Here is a 15239-nt window from a genome sequence, read left to right on the forward strand (position 1 = left end):
CCCTACCGAAGGCTGGTCGAACGTTGACGCGAGCGGGAGGCAAGCAGCCAGGACTGGACGTCTTCGAGGTTCCGGCCGTCTTCCGCGAGGTGGTGCCGGGTCCAGTCGCCTTGCTTGTCCAAGTGCCAGCTGGCGGTTTCCGGATCCATGTAGCGCTTGAGCAGGTCCAGGACATAGCTCGTGTCGTCGCCGCTCGTGAGCTGCACGAGGGCCTCCACCCGGCGGTCCAGGTTGCGGTGCATCATGTCGGCCGAGCCGATGTACACCACGGGGTCGCCGGCGTTGGCGAAGGCGAAGACGCGCGAGTGCTCCAGGAAACGGCCCAGCACCGAGCGGACCGTGATGTTTTCGCTCAGGCCCGGAACGCCGGGACGCAGGGAGCAGATGCCGCGGACTATGACGTCCACCGGCACCCCGGCCTGGGACGCGCGGTAGAGCGAATCGATGATGGCCTCGTCCACCATCGAATTGACCTTGATCTGGACCCGGGCGGCGACGCCGGCCTTGGCGTTCTTGATCTCGGTTTCGATCCTGTCGATCAGACCGGACCGGACCGACCGCGGCGCCACGAGCAGCCGTTTGAACGTGGACTTCGGCGCGTAGCCGGAAAGCTGGTTGAACAGCTTCGAGAGGTCTTCGCCCACCTGCTCGTTGGACGTCAGCAGGCCCAGGTCCTCGTAGTACCGGGCGGTGCGCGGGTGGTAGTTGCCCGTGCCGATGTGGCAGTAGCGGCGCAGGCCGTCCACTTCCTGGCGGACCACAAGCGAGAGCTTGCAGTGCGTCTTCAGGCCCACGATGCCGTACACCACGTGGACGCCGGCCTGCTCGAGTTTCCGGGCCCACGAGATGTTGGCCTGTTCGTCGAAGCGGGCCTTGATCTCCACGAGGGCAAGGACCTGCTTGCCGGATTCGGCGGCGTCGATCAGGGCGTCGACAATCGGCGAGTCCCCGGACGTGCGGTAGAGGGTCTGCTTGATGGCCTGGACCTTCGGGTCCGCGGCCGCCTGTTCCAGGAACGCCTGGACGGACGTGGAGAAAGAGTCATAGGGGTGGTGCAGGAGGATGTCCCGGCGCCGCATGGCGGCAAAGACGTTGGCCGCCTTGGACGTCTCCGATTCGTTGAGGTGCCGCGAGGTGTGCGGGACATGCTTCGGGTAATGCAGGTCCGCCCGGTCGATCCCGGCAATAACCGAGAGGCCGCGCAGGTCCAGCGGTGCCGGGACGGAGTAGACCTCGGATTCCTCGACGCCGAGCTCGCGGATCAGCAGGGCGCGGATGTTCGGGTTGATGTCGTTGGTGACCTCGAGCCGGACAGGAGGGCCGAACCGGCGGCGCAGGAGCTCCTTCTCCAGTGCCTGCAGGAGGTTTTCGGCGTCGTCCTCTTCAACCTCGACGTCCTCGTTGCGGGTCACGCGGAAGGAGTGGTGCTCCAGGACCTCCATGCCGGCGAACAGCTGGTCCAGGTGCACGGCAATAACCTCTTCGAGGGCGATGAACCGTGCCACGCGTCCCGGGACGGAGCCCGCGCGGGGGCCGTCGATGGAGATCAGGCGCGGCAGCTGGTCAGGAACCTTGACACGTGCGAAGAGCTCCTTGTCGCTGACCGGGTTGCGGACCACCACGGCCAGGTTCAGGGACAGCCCGGAAATGTAGGGGAAGGGGTGGGCCGGATCCACCGCCAGCGGGGTCAGGATCGGGAATACCTTTTCCGCGAACATGGCGCTGAGCTGGTCCTTGGCCTGGGAGTCGAGTTCCTCCCAGTGCATGAGGTGGATGTGCTCGTAGGCCAGGGCTGGCCGGATCTGTTCGGCGTAGACCCGGGCATGGCGCTGCTGCAGCCGGTGGGCCGCGTCGCCGATCTGCTCCAGGACCTGCATGGGGCTCAGCCCGGCGGGGGAGGGGACGGCGAGTCCCGTGGCGATCCGCCGCTTCAGCCCGGCCACCCGGACCATGAAGAACTCGTCGAGGTTCGAGGCGAAGATGGACAGGAAGCTGACGCGCTCCAGCAGGTACAGATTGGGGTCCTCGGCCAGTTCCAGGACCCGGGCGTTGAAGGCAAGCCAGCTCAGCTCCCGGTCCAGGAACCGGTCCGGGCTGATTTCGCCTTCCGGTTCCAGGTTCGGCGCGAACTCCGGAATGTCGATCCGGTCCTGGGTGGCGCGCGAGGCCGGCACTTCGGAGGAGCCGAAGCGGGCACGTACCGGGCGCGCCCCCTTTTCCGGCGTAGCGGGTTCAGACGTGGATGTCCGGGCAGTTTCCCGTGGCATGGTGTCTCCTCAATGCTGGCGCGATGTAGGTTCAACCTTACAAGCAATAGCGGCCCGATGGCCCCAGATTTCGGCCCGGTCGGGCCGGTAGTCCGCCGACGTGACTAACGCCTGTCCGCGGGGCCGATGAGGGCTGCGGGATTACTGCTGCGGGAGCGGCGCGTACATGACGTCCACATCCCAGCGGGTGAAGCCGAGCCGGCGGTAGAGCGCGACGGCGGGGGCGTTGTCGGCGTCGACGTAGAGCATGACGGCGCGGAGCCCGAGGCCCTGCAGGTGCTTGATGCCGGCAACAGTGAGCGCCTTGCCCAGTCCGGAGCCCTGGGCCTCCGGGATCACGCCCACCACATAGACCTCCCCGATCGCCGGGTGGTCCCCGTGCCGGGGGTGCACCTTGGTCCAATGGAACCCGAGGATCCGGTCTGCCGGGTCCACGGCCAATAGGAAGCCTGCCGGATCAAACCACGGCTCGGCCATGCGGGCGTCCAGATCGGCGCGCGTCATGTTGCCCTGCTCCGGGTGATGGGCGAAAGCGGCCTTGTTGGCGGCCAGCCACGCGTCCTCGTCCCGGCCGGGTACGAAGGCCCGGAGCCGGACACCGTCCGGGAGCCCGGCTTCCGGCAGCTCCGCCGCCGCCGTCATGAGCCGCATTTTCCACAGTTCGCGGACGGCGCCGTAGCCGTAGCGGGCCGCCAGGTCCGCGGCGGCCTCGTGGTTTCCGTGCGACCAGGCGTTGAGGCCCGCGAAGCCGCGGACGTTCTTCAGTTCCCCCACCAGGCGGTCGCCGACGCCCTGGTTGCGGTAGCTGGGATGGACCGCGACCTCGAGGACCCCGGTTCCGTCGGGTTCTTCGATGATGACGGCGACGCCGGCCAGGTCCTGCGCCGTCGCGGGGTCGGACTTGTCGTCCGCGGCGTACAGCGCGAGGGTCAGCACCGAATGCTCGCCGGGGTCGGCGGCGCGCAGCGTTACGAGGGTCTGTTCGGAGAGTGGCGGATTGCCGTCGGACTCTTCCGCGGCGGCGACAAGGGCCGCGACGTCCCGCAGCAGGCCGCCGTCGACGGTTCCTTTGACAGTAAGTACAGGCCAGTTTTCCGGATGCGCAGGGCTCATGGTGCAAGGCTATCGGGCGCAGGGCCGCCGGCGGCCGATTTTGTCGAACTCCGCACGGCAACGTATAGTCGATATCTCGTCCGGCGTTGAGCCAGATGCGAGGGGGATCCACCACTGGGGTGGCCTCGATACGTTCGACCCGTATGTCCTCCACTGACAGACCGAAGGCCCTGGACTCATTCGTCCGGGGCCTTCGGTCTTTGTGGCGGCGTTTGAGCGCCCGTATTTCGTGCGCCTGTATTTGTGGGTGCCGGCCCGGTCAAGCCTGCTCAGGCCTCGGTGAGCTCGTCCTCGGGCTGCCGGACCAGGGTCAGGCGGTACCCGACGTTGCGGACGGTGCTGATCAGGTTCTCGTGGTCGGCGCCCAGTTTGGCCCGGAGCCGCCGGACGTGGACGTCCACGGTGCGGGTGCCGCCGTAGTAGTCGTAGCCCCAGACTTCGGTCAGCAGCTGCTGGCGGGTGAAAACCCGGCCGGGGTGCTGGGCCAGGTATTTCAGGAGTTCGAATTCCTTGAAGGTCAGGTTGAGTGCGGCGCCGTTGACCCGTGCGGTGTAGCTGGCCTCGTCAATTACTACGCCGGCGGCCCGGATTTCGGTCGGGGCGTCGTCCTGCTCGGGGACGGCGCGGGCGACGCCGAGGCGGATCCGGGCTTCGACCTCGGCCGGGCCGGCGGATTCGAGGAGGATGTCGTCCACGGCCCACGCCGAGGACACGGCGGCCATGCCGCCCTCGGTGAGGATCAGCATCAGGGGGGCGCTGAGGCCGGTTGCTTTAAGCAGTTGGGTGAGGGAACGGGCGCCGACCAGGTCTTTGCGGGCGTCCAGCAGGACGATGTCACAGGGGTCGGTCTCGAGCAGGGCGGTGGGCTCGGCGGGAAGGATATGCACCCGGTGGTTCAATAGTTCCAGAGCAGGCAGGACGTCCACGGATGTTCCGGTGCTGTTCGTCAATAGCAGGATGTGCGACATTGTTCCTCCAAGGGGTGTCCGCGCATCATTGGGCGTCTGTGGTGCTGATCATGAGTATACCTAAAGGCCCCTTTCCGGCCATGGTCCCGTCACCTCCGGCCGGTCCGTTTGCGACACATAGCGTTCATATAGGGCAGGATTGAACCGTTAGGGCCCGCGGCCCGTGGAAATTGAGCCGAGTCGAATTGGGGTCCGCAGTGAGCGAAGGTACAGCCATGGCGGGTCTGCCGAGGGCGAGTAGACCAGTGAAGCTGTGGAGCGTCGGGATTATCGGCCTGGCCGGTCTCGCGGCCATAGTTGCCGGCGCCTACTCCTCGCCTGAGGTCCTCCTCGCCGTCGCTGCCCTCACCGCCGCCGGCATCGGCATCGGCTGGCCCTATTTTCTAGGCATCCCCGCCAAAAAAACCCTCGCAGCCCTGATCGGCCTGCCCGGTGTGGGGGCGGCGGTGGCCGCGACATACCTTCCGGCCCCCGGTTTCCTGGACTGGACGCCGTCGTTCATTGCGGTGGGGGTCATGGCCATCTTCGTCATGCAGCTGCTCCGAGGTACCGGCCAGGCCCAGCGACTCGAATCCACGCTGGGCTCGTGCGCGGGTGTCCTGCTGTCCTGCCTGGGCGCCGGCTGGATTGCGAGTTCGCGCTTCAACGGGGTCCGGGAGATGTTCCTCGTGGCTGCCATCAGCGCTGCGGTCGCCTTGCTGGCCGGGCTGATCCGCTGGCCCGACCGGATCGTGGCACCGCTGGGCATCATCGGCGCCGGGCTCGCCGGGCCGCTGGCCGGCCTCGTGTTCTCCGATATCGCAGTGCTGCCGGCCGCCCTGGCCGGCGTCGTGGTGGGCGCGGTGCTGGTGAGTTTCCGCCGCCTCGTCATCCTTAGCGGTGAGGGCCTGACCATCCTGGCGGCCGTCGGCATGGGGCTGGGCCCGGTGTCGGCGGTCGGTTCCTTGGCCTACTTCATAGACAAACTACTCATCTTCTAAGCGTTAGGATGGCATCATGTCCGTACTTGCATATGAGATCTTCTTCCTTGTCCTGCTCGGCGTGGCCAGCCTGTCCATGGCGTGGTTTGCCGGCTTTGTCGTCTACCGCCTCTTCAAAGGCCAGAAGTAACCCGATACTTTCCAGTCACCGTAGTTTCCAGAGGTAGTTGCTGTGCCGATTGAAATTCCTACAGATCTGACGCCCGAAATCGTTCCGCTGTCCTGGCTCATTGGTGAGTGGGAGGGCCGTGGCCGGCTGGGGGCCGGGGACGAGGACTCAGAGCACTTCCTGCAGCATGTCTCGTTCACGCACAACGGCCTGCCGTACCTGCAGTACCGCGCCGAGAGCTGGCTGACCGACGACGAGGGCACCACGTTGCGTCCCCTCACGGTCGAGACCGGCTTCTGGGCGCTGGAGCGCAAGCAGCGCGAGGAAGACGGCGGCCCCGGCCTGATCCCGGCGGATATCGTCCCCGTGCTTAAGAGCGCCGACGAGGTCGAGGCCCTGCGCAACAGCGACGGCGGCTTCGACATCTCGGTGTCCGTCGCCCACCCGGGCGGGATCTCGGAGCTCTACTACGGCCAGATCAAGGGGCCCCAGATCCAGCTCAGCACCGATATGGTGATGCGCGGCAGCCACTCCAAGGAGTACACGGCGGCCACCCGGATCTTCGGTCTCGTGGACGGGAACCTGCTGTGGCGCTGGGACGTGGCCACCGGCAAGGATTCGTCGTCCGGCAGCGGCGGCCTGCACGCCCATGCATCGGCCATCCTTGCGAAAGTAAGCTGAACACGCGGTCTCACTGATTTTTCCGTTGTCCGTATCGACCAGGGAGAAACACCGTGACCGACGAAGTCACCAGCAGCAGCAGCGCCGGTAGCACCAGTTACGCCGACCTCAAGGCCGTGTACTTCAACGGCACCCTCAAGAAGTCCCCGGACGTGTCCAACACCCAGGGTCTGATCGAGGTGAGTCGTCGGATCATGGAGAAGCAGGGCGTCACCACCCGCGTGATCCGCACCGTGGACCACGACATCGCCAGCGGCGTCTACCCGGATATGCGCGAGCACGGCTGGGCCACCGACGAATGGCCGGACCTCTACCCGGCCGTCCTGGAGGCGGATATCGTCGTCGTTGCCGGCCCCATCTGGCTCGGGGACAACTCCTCGCAGACCAAGAAGCTCATCGAGCGCCTCTACGCCCACTCCGGGCAGCTGAACGCCAAGGGCCAGTGGGCCTACTATCCGAAAGTGGGCGGCTGCCTCATCACCGGCAATGAGGACGGCATCAAGCACTGCGCCATGAACGTCCTGTACAGCCTCCAGCACATCGGGTTCACCATCCCGCCGCAGGCCGACGCCGGCTGGATCGGCCCCGTCGGGCCAGGGCCGAGCTATCTTGACGAGGGGTCCGGGGGCCCGGAGAGCGATTTCACCAACCGCAACACCACCTTCATGACCTGGAACATGCTGCACCTGGCCCGGATGCTTAAGGACGCCGGCGGCATCCCCGCTTACGGCAACCTGCCCGACGCCTGGAAGGCCGGCACCCGGTTCGACTTCGAAAATCCGGAATACCGCTAACCCCGCACTTAACTCCGCACGGCGGACCTGGCGCCGGACGCTAGGCCGGCGGTGCCGGCGTGTCGGTGACGGAATACGCACACACCAAAGGACGTTCCTTTCAATATGACTATCACAAGCCCTCTGTTGTCGCGCCCGGCCGCTGTTGAGGCCGGCGGTGCCGACGCCGGCGTCGCCGCCCACTACGGTGAGCCGCTGAGGGAGCAACGGGCGCTGGCTGCCGGCAGCGCCGTCGTCGATCTCTCACACCGCGGCGTGGTGACCGTCACGGGACCGGACCGGCTCAGCTGGCTCGACACCCTGTCCTCGCAGCAGCTCGCCAGCCTGGCCCCGGGCCAGTCCACCGAACTGCTGCTGCTCAGCGTCCAGGGCCGGATCGAATTTGACGCCCGGGTGGTGGACGACGGCGCCACCACCTGGCTGATCGTCGAAGGAGCCGAGGCGGCACCGCTCGCCGAATGGCTCACCAAGATGAAGTTCATGCTCCGCGTCGAGGTCGCCGACGTCTCGGCGGACTGGGCCGTACTCGGGTCCACCCGCCGGATCGAAGAGTGGGCGCAGTTGCTGGTCTGGGAGGACCCGTGGCCGCACGTGGGCGCGGGCGGCTACTCCTACGCCGTGGTGGGCGAGGACGCCCATCCCGGCCTGGAACGGCCGTGGTTTGAGTACCTCGTCCCCGCGGCTGACCTTGCCGCCACGGTGGGCGACCGGCCCCTCGCCGGCACCCTTGCGGCCGAGGCGCTCCGGATCGCCGCGTGGCGTCCCCGGTGGGGTGCGGAAACCGACGACAAAACCATTCCGCACGAGCTCGACCTCCTCCGCACCGCCGTGCACCTGTCCAAGGGCTGCTACAAGGGGCAGGAGACAGTCGCCCGCGTCCACAACCTGGGCCACCCGCCGCGGCGGCTTGTGTTCCTCCAGCTCGACGGCTCCCAGCACACTCTGCCCGCCGTCGGCAGCGAAGTCCGCGCCGGCGACCGCAAGGTGGGCGCCGTGACCTCGGTGGCGCAGCACTACGAAATGGGCCCGGTGGCCCTTGCTGTCATCAAACGCTCCGTCGCCGCGGACGAGGTCCTGACCGTCGTCGACGGCGACGAGCCCTACGCCGCGGCCCAGGAACTCATTGTGGCGCCCGACGCCGGCCAGGTCGTGGGCCGTCAGACCGGCTTCCTGCGGGGCACCCGATGAGCGCCGAGTCTCCGTTGAACGGGTCAGCACAGAACGGGTCCGCACAGAACGGGTCCGCGCCCGACGACGAGGCGCTGGCGCTCGCCCACACGCTGTTCGATGCGGCCCGCGAAGGCAGCTCCGAAGTGCTGGGCGCCTACCTGGCGGCCGGCGCCCCGGCCACGCTGACCAATGCCTCCGGTGACTCGCTGGTCATGCTGGCGGCCTACCACGGCCACGCCGGCACGGTCCGGCTGATCCTGGAGCACGGCGGCGATGCCAACACACCCAATGACCGCGGCCAGACACCGCTGGCCGGCGCCGTCTTCAAGGGCTACACCGACGTCGCCCGCGAGCTGCTGGAGGCCGGGGCCGACCCCGACGCCGGCACCCCCTCCGCGCGGGCCGCCGCGCAGATGTTTGCCCGGACTGACATCCTGGCCCTCCTCGGCTGACGAAGGCCCGGCGGGGCCTGCCTCCGGGCGGGCCCCGCCGGGGACCACGCCAGGGCCGGGCGCGGGGCGGGGCTAGTGCCGGGGCAAGGAACGATTGCACCCGATTATTCCACGTGGAATAATCGTTGCGGAGTACAAGCACTGCAGAACGAAGAGGACACCGCACCATGGCCCGGGGAACCGCATTGACACCGTTGGGTCTCGCCGCGCTCTCCCTGCTCGTGGAAGAGCCGATGCATCCCTACGAGATGTACCAGCTCCTGATCGCCCGGCACGAGGACCGGCTGGTCAAGGTCCGGCCCGGAACCCTCTATCACGCGGTCGGGCGGCTGGAGGAGCAGGGCCTCGTCGCTGCCACGGGAACGGACCGGGAAGGCAACCGCCCGGAACGCACCACATACACCATCTCGGCCGCCGGCCGCGAAGCGTTCACGACGCGCATTCGGGACATGCTCGCCGCCCCGGTCAACGAATACCCGTCCTTTCCGCTGGCCATTTCCGAGGCCTACAACCTGCCGGCCGACGTCGTCGCCGGACTCCTCGACCAGCGGCTCACGGCACTGCAGGAGCAGCTTGATTACCTGGATTCCGGCGAAGAGTTGCTCCGGACGAAGGGCGTAGAGCGCAAGTACTGGGTCGATATCCAGTACCAGCAGAGCATGCTGCAGGCCGAAATCGCCTGGATCCGCAGCGTTCAGGACCAGCTCCGCTCCGGCGAACTGCCGTGGTGAGGCCCGTGCAGTACATCACGCCGGACCCCGGCCGCCCCCATCCTTGCCCATCCAGCATTCACACCAGCCCCTAAGGAACCCCATGGAAAACGTAGCCCGGCCGTGGCCGGCACTCTGGTCCCTGGTGATCGGCTTCTTCATGATCCTGATCGACACCACCATCGTCTCGGTGGCCAACCCGAGCATCATGGCGGGCCTGAACACTGACATCAACTCGGTCATTTGGGTCACCAGCGGCTATCTGCTCGCCTACGCCGTGCCCCTGCTCATCACGGGCCGGCTTGGCGACCGCTTCGGACCGAAAAAGCTCTACCTCTCCGGGCTCGTCGTCTTCACCCTGGCATCGCTGTGGTGCGGCCTCTCCGGGGATGTCCAGACCCTCATTGCAGCCCGCGTGGTCCAGGGCCTCGGCGCGGCCATGATGACGCCGCAGACCATGGCCGTCATCACCCGGATCTTCCCGCCGGACCGCCGCGGAGCAGCTATGGGCATCTGGGGTGCCACGGCAGGCGTCGCCACCCTGGTCGGCCCGATCCTCGGGGGCGTCCTGGTGGACGGCCTCGGCTGGGAGTGGATCTTCTTCATCAACGTCCCGGTCGGGATTGCCGGCTTCATCCTTGCCATGCGCTTCGTCCCCACGCTGAGCACCCACCCGCACAAGTTCGACATTCCCGGCGTGCTGCTCAGTGCCCTCGGACTCTTTCTCGTCGTCTTCGGCATTCAGGAGGGCGAGAAGTACGATTGGGGCACCATAGCCGGACCCATCACCGTCTGGGGCCTGATCATCAGCGGCATCGCCGTGCTGGTCGTCTTCGTCCTGTGGCAGAAATTCAACACGGGTGAACCGCTGCTGCCACTGTCCCTCTTCAAGGACCGCAACTTCTCGCTCGCCAATATTGCGATCACCACGGTGGGCTTCACCGTCACGGCGTTCACCCTGCCCCTGATTTTCTACTACCAGATTGTCCGCGGCCTGACCCCCACCGAGTCGGCGCTCATGATGGTGCCGATGGCGTTGATCTCCGGCGGCCTCGCACCGGTTGTGGGCCGGATCATCGACAAGGTCAACCCGAAATTCATCACCGCGAGCGGCCTGGTCCTGATGTCCGTGGCGCTGTTCTGGAACGCCCTCCTCATGCACCCGGACACGCCCATCTGGCTGTTCCTGCTCCCGAGCGCTGTGCTGGGCTTCGCCAATGCAGGCATCTGGGCCCCGTTGAGTTCCACCGCCACGCGCAACCTGCCGCCGCGGCAGGCCGGCGCCGGCTCGGGCGTCTACAACACCACCCGCCAGATCGGCGCCGTGCTTGGGAGCGCCGCCATCGCCGTCCTCATCCAGGCCCGGCTGGCCGCCGAGCTTCCCGCCCGTCCCGGAGCAAGCCCGGACGCCAGCCCGATGGGCTTCGGGGGCGCCTTGCCCGAGCCGCTCCATGAGGGGTTCTCGACGGCGATGGGCCAGTCCATCCTGCTCCCGGCGGCCGTAATCCTGCTTGGCGCAGCCGTGGTCCTCTTCTTCGCCAAACCCAAGCCGGTCCAGGGCTGGGGCGAGGCGGCCCCCGCGGCCGCAGGCACTGCTGCTGCGCCGGACGCAGCACGCACAGCTGCGGAGTCAGACGCGGAACCGGCTGCCGGGGCCACGGGCCAGGCTGCCGCAGAGCGCCGCTGAGCCGGCCGGCATCCGGATCAGCCCAGCAGCACGCTGGTCTGGATGCCGCCCGCGGAGAAGCCCAGGCTCCTGGCCAGCGCCAGCGAGCCCTTGTTGCTGACCTCGGAGCGCCACTGCAACGTCAGCCCGGCGGCGAGGGCCTCGTGGGCGGCGATCGAAGCCGCCAGTTTGCCCAGCCCGCGGCGCCGCCACTCCGGCGCCACCAGCACGCCCATGTGCGCCAGGAGCCCCTCCCACTCGGCGTACGCGCCGCAGGCCACGGGTGTCCGGCGCCCGTCTTCGACATGCATCACCGTGAAGCGGTGTTCGAGGTCCGCCAGGCCCACCTCGTTGACGTCGTCGGGCGGGCAGAACGTCTCCAGCTCGATCGCCTCGGGGTTTCCGTGCGAGACCGTCAGTTCCTCGGACGGCTGCTGCAAGGGGAGGTCGTCGGCGAAGAAGAGTGCCGCGGCGCCAAGCCCGTGGCCGCCGTGGCCCCGGGTGATGGTCAGGAGCGTCACATGCTGGGCCAGCTCCTCGTCGGCGAGACCGGCCGCGGCGTCCAGCGCCCATTGCGGGCCCACCAAAGCCGAGTTGCCGAACAAGCGGACGAACTGAACGGACCGGGCCGACTCATCGGCCCGGGTGAGGCGCTCACCCGCGGCGGCCGCGAAGGCGCCGTCGTCGAACCCCAAACGGCGTGCCCATGCCAGCTGGACGATTTCGGCGGAACCGGGCTCAAGAGTCATGAATCAACCCTACCCACCGCAGGCGGGCGCCCCGGCCGCATCGTGCCATGCGCGCCTCCGGGCCGCTTATCCGAAGTGGTCTATCCAAAGAGGACGGCGGCCTCGTCGTAGCGGCTCTGCGGGACGGACTTGAGGTTGCCGAGCGCGGCGTCGAAGCCGACGTGCACAATGTCGGTGCCGTGCAGCGAAACCATCGTGCCCCAGCGCTTTTCCACCACGGAGTCGATGGCCGCCATGCCCAGGCGGGTGGCCAGGACGCGGTCGAACGCGGTCGGGACGCCACCGCGCTGGATGTGGCCCAGAACCGTGGCGCGGGTTTCGATTCCGGTGCGGGCTTCGAGTTCCGGGGCCAGCATCTCGGCGATGCCGCCGAGGCGCGGGCGGCCAAAGGTGTCCAGGCCGCGCTCGGAATGCGGGGACTCCTGGCCTTCGGGGACGAATCCCTCGGCGACGACCACGAGCGGTGCGCGGCCGCGGTCGCGGGCGGAGACAACCCATTCGGCGATCTGTTCCATGGAGGCCTTCTGCTCCGGGATCAGGATGGCATGGGCGCCCGAGGCCATGCCGGCGTGCAGGGCGATCCAGCCCACATGCCGGCCCATGACCTCCGCAATCATGCAGCGGTGGTGGGATTCCCCGGTGGTGCGCAGCCGGTCGATCGCCTCGGTGGCGATCTCCACGGCGGTGTCGAAGCCGAAGGTGTAGTCCGTTGCATCGAGGTCGTTGTCGACCGTCTTGGGCACGCCCACGATCTTGAGACCGGCGTCGGTGAGCCGCTTCGCCGCGGCCAGGGTGCCCTCGCCGCCGATGGCAATGATCGCGTCGATCCCGAGCCGGTCCATGTTGGCCTTGATGACCTCGGGACCGCCGCCGTTCTCGAACGGGTTGGTCCGGGACGTGCCGAGGATGGTGCCGCCCTGCTTGGCGATGCCGCGGACCATGGTGCGGGGAATCTCGACGATGTCCCCCTCGACAACGCCGCGCCAGCCATCCCGGAATCCCACGAACTGCTGGCCGTGGACGGCGATGCCCTTGAGGACGGCGCCACGGATGACGGCGTTCAGTCCGGGGCAGTCTCCGCCGCTGGTGAGGATTCCAATTTTCATGTCTTGGCTCAAATCCTGGTTTGAAGGGGTACAGGCAGAGCGCCACGCTGAGCTCACCTAGAGTCTAATAGCGCGTGTGGGGCAGGACACAAACGGTTACAAACGGGTGCCCCCGCCGTGAAGGCAGGGGCACCCTTTCGCGCTGCGGCGGACGTTAGGACGGCGAGGAAAGCTTCTTGAGGAAGGTTTCCAGGATGATGGCGTTGCGCTGGTCCGGAAGGAGCAGCCACGCCGCGAGGTAAACCACGAAGGCCGGGCCGGGGAACAGCCCCAGCAGAAGGTAGGCGATCCGGACCCAGGCCACATTCACCTCCAGTTTTGCGGCAATTCCGCCGCAGACGCCGCCAAGCCAGCGCTGCGGACCACGTTTCAGACCGAAGCCCCGGATGGTGCTGAAGAATTTATCCATGGTTCAAGACTTCCCTGTTGTTGGCTTATTGTCACGCCTGCGGGCCGAGAGTAGGCCGCCGATTATCAGTGCGGCACCGGCGCCAATCATCAGGCCGATCAGGACATAGGTACCGTTCAGGGCCACGATGTCCAGCCGGGAGATGATGAGCAGCGCGGCAAGGGCCACCACTGTGAGCCCCCAGACCACTGTGCCCACCCGGGCGGGGGAGTTCGCCGCTTCCGGCGCCTGTCCGGCGCCGTCCGCGGAGTCGTCATAGCTGTTCATGTCAGTTGCCTTCCTTGATGGTCACGTTGCTGACGGTGCCGGAGATCTGGACGACCAGCCGGGCGCCCGGCTTGGAGGCGTTGTAGTCGCTCTGTTGGTTCATCATGCCGCCGTGGTCCTGGTTGCCTTCGTGCAGGTTTCCCATGGTCATGTCCGCCTGGATCTGCACGGGGACTGTGTCCGGGATGACGACGGTCACGTTGCTTGCCGTCGCGTCGATTGGAACAACGACGTCGGAGCCCAACGGGGGATTCAGCGCCAGCTTGGTCAGGTCCACGGTTCCGGCGCCGCCGGTGATTTCGAAGCCGCCGCGGGCCTGCTGAATGCTGGACGGCGTCCAGTCGGCATTCTGGAACCGGAACCGGTCGCCGTGCGGGACCACGCTGAAGATTCCGCCGATCAGCAGGGCCACGACGGCGAAGAAGCTCAGGATCCCCGAGGTCCGGCCCCGCAAGCCTGCAATCAGGATCCCGAGTCCCAGGATGGCCGCGCCGATGGCCCAGACCAGAGCGTTGCCGGAATCGCCAAGATTGATCACGTGGGCGGCGTCGAGGGCCTTGATGCCGCCTCCCACCAGGAGGGCGGCGCCGACTGTGATGGCGACAGCCGGAGTGCCCGGGCCCGGGTTGCGTCGCCGCGCGGGGGGCAGCGGCGGGACTCCTGCCCCCGGGCCGTAGCCGGCGGGCGGAACGAAATCGGGTGGAACAGAATCGGGCGGAACGGGCACGGTGGAGCCGGGCAGGGCGTGGCCCGACGGCGGCGGGCCCCAGGCCTGGCCGGCTGCGGAGACGCCGGAGTCGCCGTCGTACTGGCCATAGGCCGGTGCGGGACCCGCCGGGAAGCCCCCGGCCGATCGCTGCCCGGCGCCCGCGCTAGCGGTGCCCGCCAACGTTGCGGCACCGGCCGGGCTGCTGGATTCGTACCGGGAGGGCGTGGGACTGGCTCCGTTGCGGGTCTTGTTGCGCTGGGTCAGGTAGTACACGAGGTAGATCGCGCCTCCCACCCAGAAGACGGTCCAGGCGAAGGCGCCAAAGCCGTAGCGGTTCCAGCCCCAGACGCCGGCGCCCAGGCTGGGGAAGCCGATGACTGCGGTGATGAGGGCGCCGGTCATCCCGGCAGTCCACCGGCCTGCGCCGGCCTCCTGGACGTGAATGCGGCCGTCGGGTTCTGGCAGGAGTGCCCACGCGAGGCCGTAGGCGAGCACGCCGACTCCGGCGAACACGGTCAGGACAATCAGGACGCCGCGAATAATCAGGGGGTCGACGCCGAGCCGTTGGGCTATGCCGCTGGCCACGCCGCCGATCCACCGGTCGCGTCCGCGGTAAATGCCCTGGCTGCGGATCCAGTCGAAGAAGTTCTGCGGCTGGCGCCCCGGCAGCTGCCCGTCCAGGCCCGGCCCGTACTGCGACGGGCCGCCCTGCGGGGGAGTCGCGCCGGTGTACGGGGGCGGGGCAGAGTACGGCGGCGGGGCAGAGTACGGCGGCGGGCCGTAAGGCCCGTCGGGGTCGCCGGCCCCGTAGAGCCGTGGCGGCTCCGGGAGCGGCTCGGAACCTGCCGGCTCAGAACCGGTCGGCTCGGAACCTGCCGGCTCAGCGGAGGGCTGCCCGGGAACGGGTTGGCCGTCGGCGGGAAGGCCCGTGGCGGGCTCGGCTGCGGCGGGAAGGTCCGGGCCTGGTTGATCCATAGGCTGCCGGTCTGCGGAGGACCGGCCTTCATCGGGGTGCGGAGTGTGCGGGTTCATACTTCGATCCTTCACGTTTCCGGTGCCGCGCTCTACTGGGGAACACCCTGAACGGTC

Annotated in this window: 15 protein-coding genes; 7 read left to right on the forward strand and 8 right to left on the reverse strand. The window is 67.8% G+C overall.

The window, feature by feature from the left end; genetic code table 11:
• Nucleotides 1-2: 2 nt before the first annotated feature.
• From BLR03_RS09250 to BLR03_RS09260, 3 genes are all read right to left on the reverse strand, one after another.
• Nucleotides 3-2267: an RNA degradosome polyphosphate kinase gene (locus BLR03_RS09250; RefSeq protein ID WP_091251924.1), complete on the reverse strand. Its 2265-nt coding sequence runs from the start codon at nucleotides 2265-2267 to the stop codon at nucleotides 3-5.
• 141 nt (nucleotides 2268-2408) lie between these two features.
• A complete protein-coding gene (gene mshD / locus BLR03_RS09255) occupies nucleotides 2409-3380 on the reverse strand; it encodes a mycothiol synthase (RefSeq protein WP_091251926.1) in 972 nt (323 codons plus the stop codon).
• A 269-nt stretch (nucleotides 3381-3649) separates the two neighbouring features.
• Nucleotides 3650-4348: a winged helix-turn-helix transcriptional regulator gene (locus tag BLR03_RS09260; RefSeq protein ID WP_091251927.1), complete on the reverse strand. Its 699-nt coding sequence runs from the start codon at nucleotides 4346-4348 to the stop codon at nucleotides 3650-3652.
• Nucleotides 4349-4593: 245 nt separating this feature from the next.
• On the opposite strand from BLR03_RS09260, the gene BLR03_RS09265 reads away from it, so the two are divergent.
• From BLR03_RS09265 to BLR03_RS09295, 7 genes are all read left to right on the forward strand, one after another.
• On the forward strand, nucleotides 4594-5328 hold the full coding sequence (locus BLR03_RS09265; protein WP_175460476.1) for a permease: 735 nt from the start codon (nucleotides 4594-4596) through the stop codon (nucleotides 5326-5328).
• 172 nt (nucleotides 5329-5500) lie between these two features.
• Nucleotides 5501-6118 carry a nitrobindin family protein gene (locus BLR03_RS09270; RefSeq protein ID WP_091251931.1) on the forward strand — a complete coding sequence of 206 codons (618 nt, stop codon included), beginning with the start codon at nucleotides 5501-5503 and terminating at the stop codon, nucleotides 6116-6118.
• Between the two features lie 53 nt (nucleotides 6119-6171).
• Nucleotides 6172-6912 carry a flavodoxin family protein gene (locus tag BLR03_RS09275; protein ID WP_091251933.1) on the forward strand — a complete coding sequence of 247 codons (741 nt, stop codon included), beginning with the start codon at nucleotides 6172-6174 and terminating at the stop codon, nucleotides 6910-6912.
• 105 nt (nucleotides 6913-7017) lie between these two features.
• The gene (locus BLR03_RS09280) at nucleotides 7018-8100 is read left to right on the forward strand and encodes a CAF17-like 4Fe-4S cluster assembly/insertion protein YgfZ (protein ID WP_091251935.1); all 1083 of its coding nucleotides are present in this window, start codon (nucleotides 7018-7020) and stop codon (nucleotides 8098-8100) included.
• A complete protein-coding gene (locus tag BLR03_RS09285) occupies nucleotides 8097-8534 on the forward strand; it encodes an ankyrin repeat domain-containing protein (protein WP_091251937.1) in 438 nt (145 codons plus the stop codon). The genes BLR03_RS09280 and BLR03_RS09285 overlap by 4 nt, the downstream gene beginning before the upstream one ends.
• Nucleotides 8535-8701: 167 nt before the next feature.
• Nucleotides 8702-9265, forward strand: a complete 564-nt coding sequence (locus tag BLR03_RS09290; protein ID WP_091251939.1) for a PadR family transcriptional regulator — start codon at nucleotides 8702-8704, stop codon at nucleotides 9263-9265.
• 82 nt (nucleotides 9266-9347) lie between these two features.
• Nucleotides 9348-10931 carry a DHA2 family efflux MFS transporter permease subunit gene (locus BLR03_RS09295; RefSeq protein ID WP_091251941.1) on the forward strand — a complete coding sequence of 528 codons (1584 nt, stop codon included), beginning with the start codon at nucleotides 9348-9350 and terminating at the stop codon, nucleotides 10929-10931.
• A gap of 17 nt (nucleotides 10932-10948) precedes the next feature.
• Here the strand turns inward: BLR03_RS09295 and BLR03_RS09300 are convergent, their stop codons facing one another.
• The 5 genes from BLR03_RS09300 to BLR03_RS09320 form a co-directional block, all read right to left on the reverse strand.
• A complete protein-coding gene (locus tag BLR03_RS09300) occupies nucleotides 10949-11659 on the reverse strand; it encodes a GNAT family N-acetyltransferase (protein WP_091251943.1) in 711 nt (236 codons plus the stop codon).
• Between the two features lie 80 nt (nucleotides 11660-11739).
• Nucleotides 11740-12765, reverse strand: a complete 1026-nt coding sequence (locus BLR03_RS09305; RefSeq protein ID WP_091251945.1) for a 6-phosphofructokinase — start codon at nucleotides 12763-12765, stop codon at nucleotides 11740-11742.
• Between the two features lie 154 nt (nucleotides 12766-12919).
• Nucleotides 12920-13174: a PspC domain-containing protein gene (locus tag BLR03_RS09310; protein ID WP_091251947.1), complete on the reverse strand. Its 255-nt coding sequence runs from the start codon at nucleotides 13172-13174 to the stop codon at nucleotides 12920-12922.
• 3 nt (nucleotides 13175-13177) lie between these two features.
• The gene (locus BLR03_RS09315) at nucleotides 13178-13441 is read right to left on the reverse strand and encodes a hypothetical protein (RefSeq protein ID WP_091251950.1); all 264 of its coding nucleotides are present in this window, start codon (nucleotides 13439-13441) and stop codon (nucleotides 13178-13180) included.
• A gap of 1 nt (nucleotide 13442) precedes the next feature.
• On the reverse strand, nucleotides 13443-15182 hold the full coding sequence (locus BLR03_RS09320) for a PspC domain-containing protein (protein ID WP_091251952.1): 1740 nt from the start codon (nucleotides 15180-15182) through the stop codon (nucleotides 13443-13445).
• Between the last annotated feature and the right edge of the window lie 57 nt (nucleotides 15183-15239).

It is taken from the genome of Arthrobacter sp. ok909, assembly GCF_900104405.1.
Lineage (GTDB): Bacteria > Actinomycetota > Actinomycetes > Actinomycetales > Micrococcaceae > Arthrobacter > Arthrobacter humicola.

Coding starts and splice junctions, on each gene's coding strand:
- BLR03_RS09250 (WP_091251924.1), bottom strand. CDS start 2,267: ATGCCACGGGAAACTGCCCGGACATCCACGTCTGAACCCGCTACGCCG.
- mshD (WP_091251926.1), bottom strand. CDS start 3,380: ATGAGCCCTGCGCATCCGGAAAACTGGCCTGTACTTACTGTCAAAGGA.
- BLR03_RS09260 (WP_091251927.1), bottom strand. CDS start 4,348: ATGTCGCACATCCTGCTATTGACGAACAGCACCGGAACATCCGTGGAC.
- BLR03_RS09280 (WP_091251935.1), top strand. CDS start 7,018: ATGACTATCACAAGCCCTCTGTTGTCGCGCCCGGCCGCTGTTGAGGCC.
- BLR03_RS09285 (WP_091251937.1), top strand. CDS start 8,097: ATGAGCGCCGAGTCTCCGTTGAACGGGTCAGCACAGAACGGGTCCGCA.
- BLR03_RS09290 (WP_091251939.1), top strand. CDS start 8,702: ATGGCCCGGGGAACCGCATTGACACCGTTGGGTCTCGCCGCGCTCTCC.
- BLR03_RS09295 (WP_091251941.1), top strand. CDS start 9,348: ATGGAAAACGTAGCCCGGCCGTGGCCGGCACTCTGGTCCCTGGTGATC.
- BLR03_RS09300 (WP_091251943.1), bottom strand. CDS start 11,659: ATGACTCTTGAGCCCGGTTCCGCCGAAATCGTCCAGCTGGCATGGGCA.
- BLR03_RS09305 (WP_091251945.1), bottom strand. CDS start 12,765: ATGAAAATTGGAATCCTCACCAGCGGCGGAGACTGCCCCGGACTGAAC.
- BLR03_RS09310 (WP_091251947.1), bottom strand. CDS start 13,174: ATGGATAAATTCTTCAGCACCATCCGGGGCTTCGGTCTGAAACGTGGT.
- BLR03_RS09315 (WP_091251950.1), bottom strand. CDS start 13,441: ATGAACAGCTATGACGACTCCGCGGACGGCGCCGGACAGGCGCCGGAA.
- BLR03_RS09320 (WP_091251952.1), bottom strand. CDS start 15,182: ATGAACCCGCACACTCCGCACCCCGATGAAGGCCGGTCCTCCGCAGAC.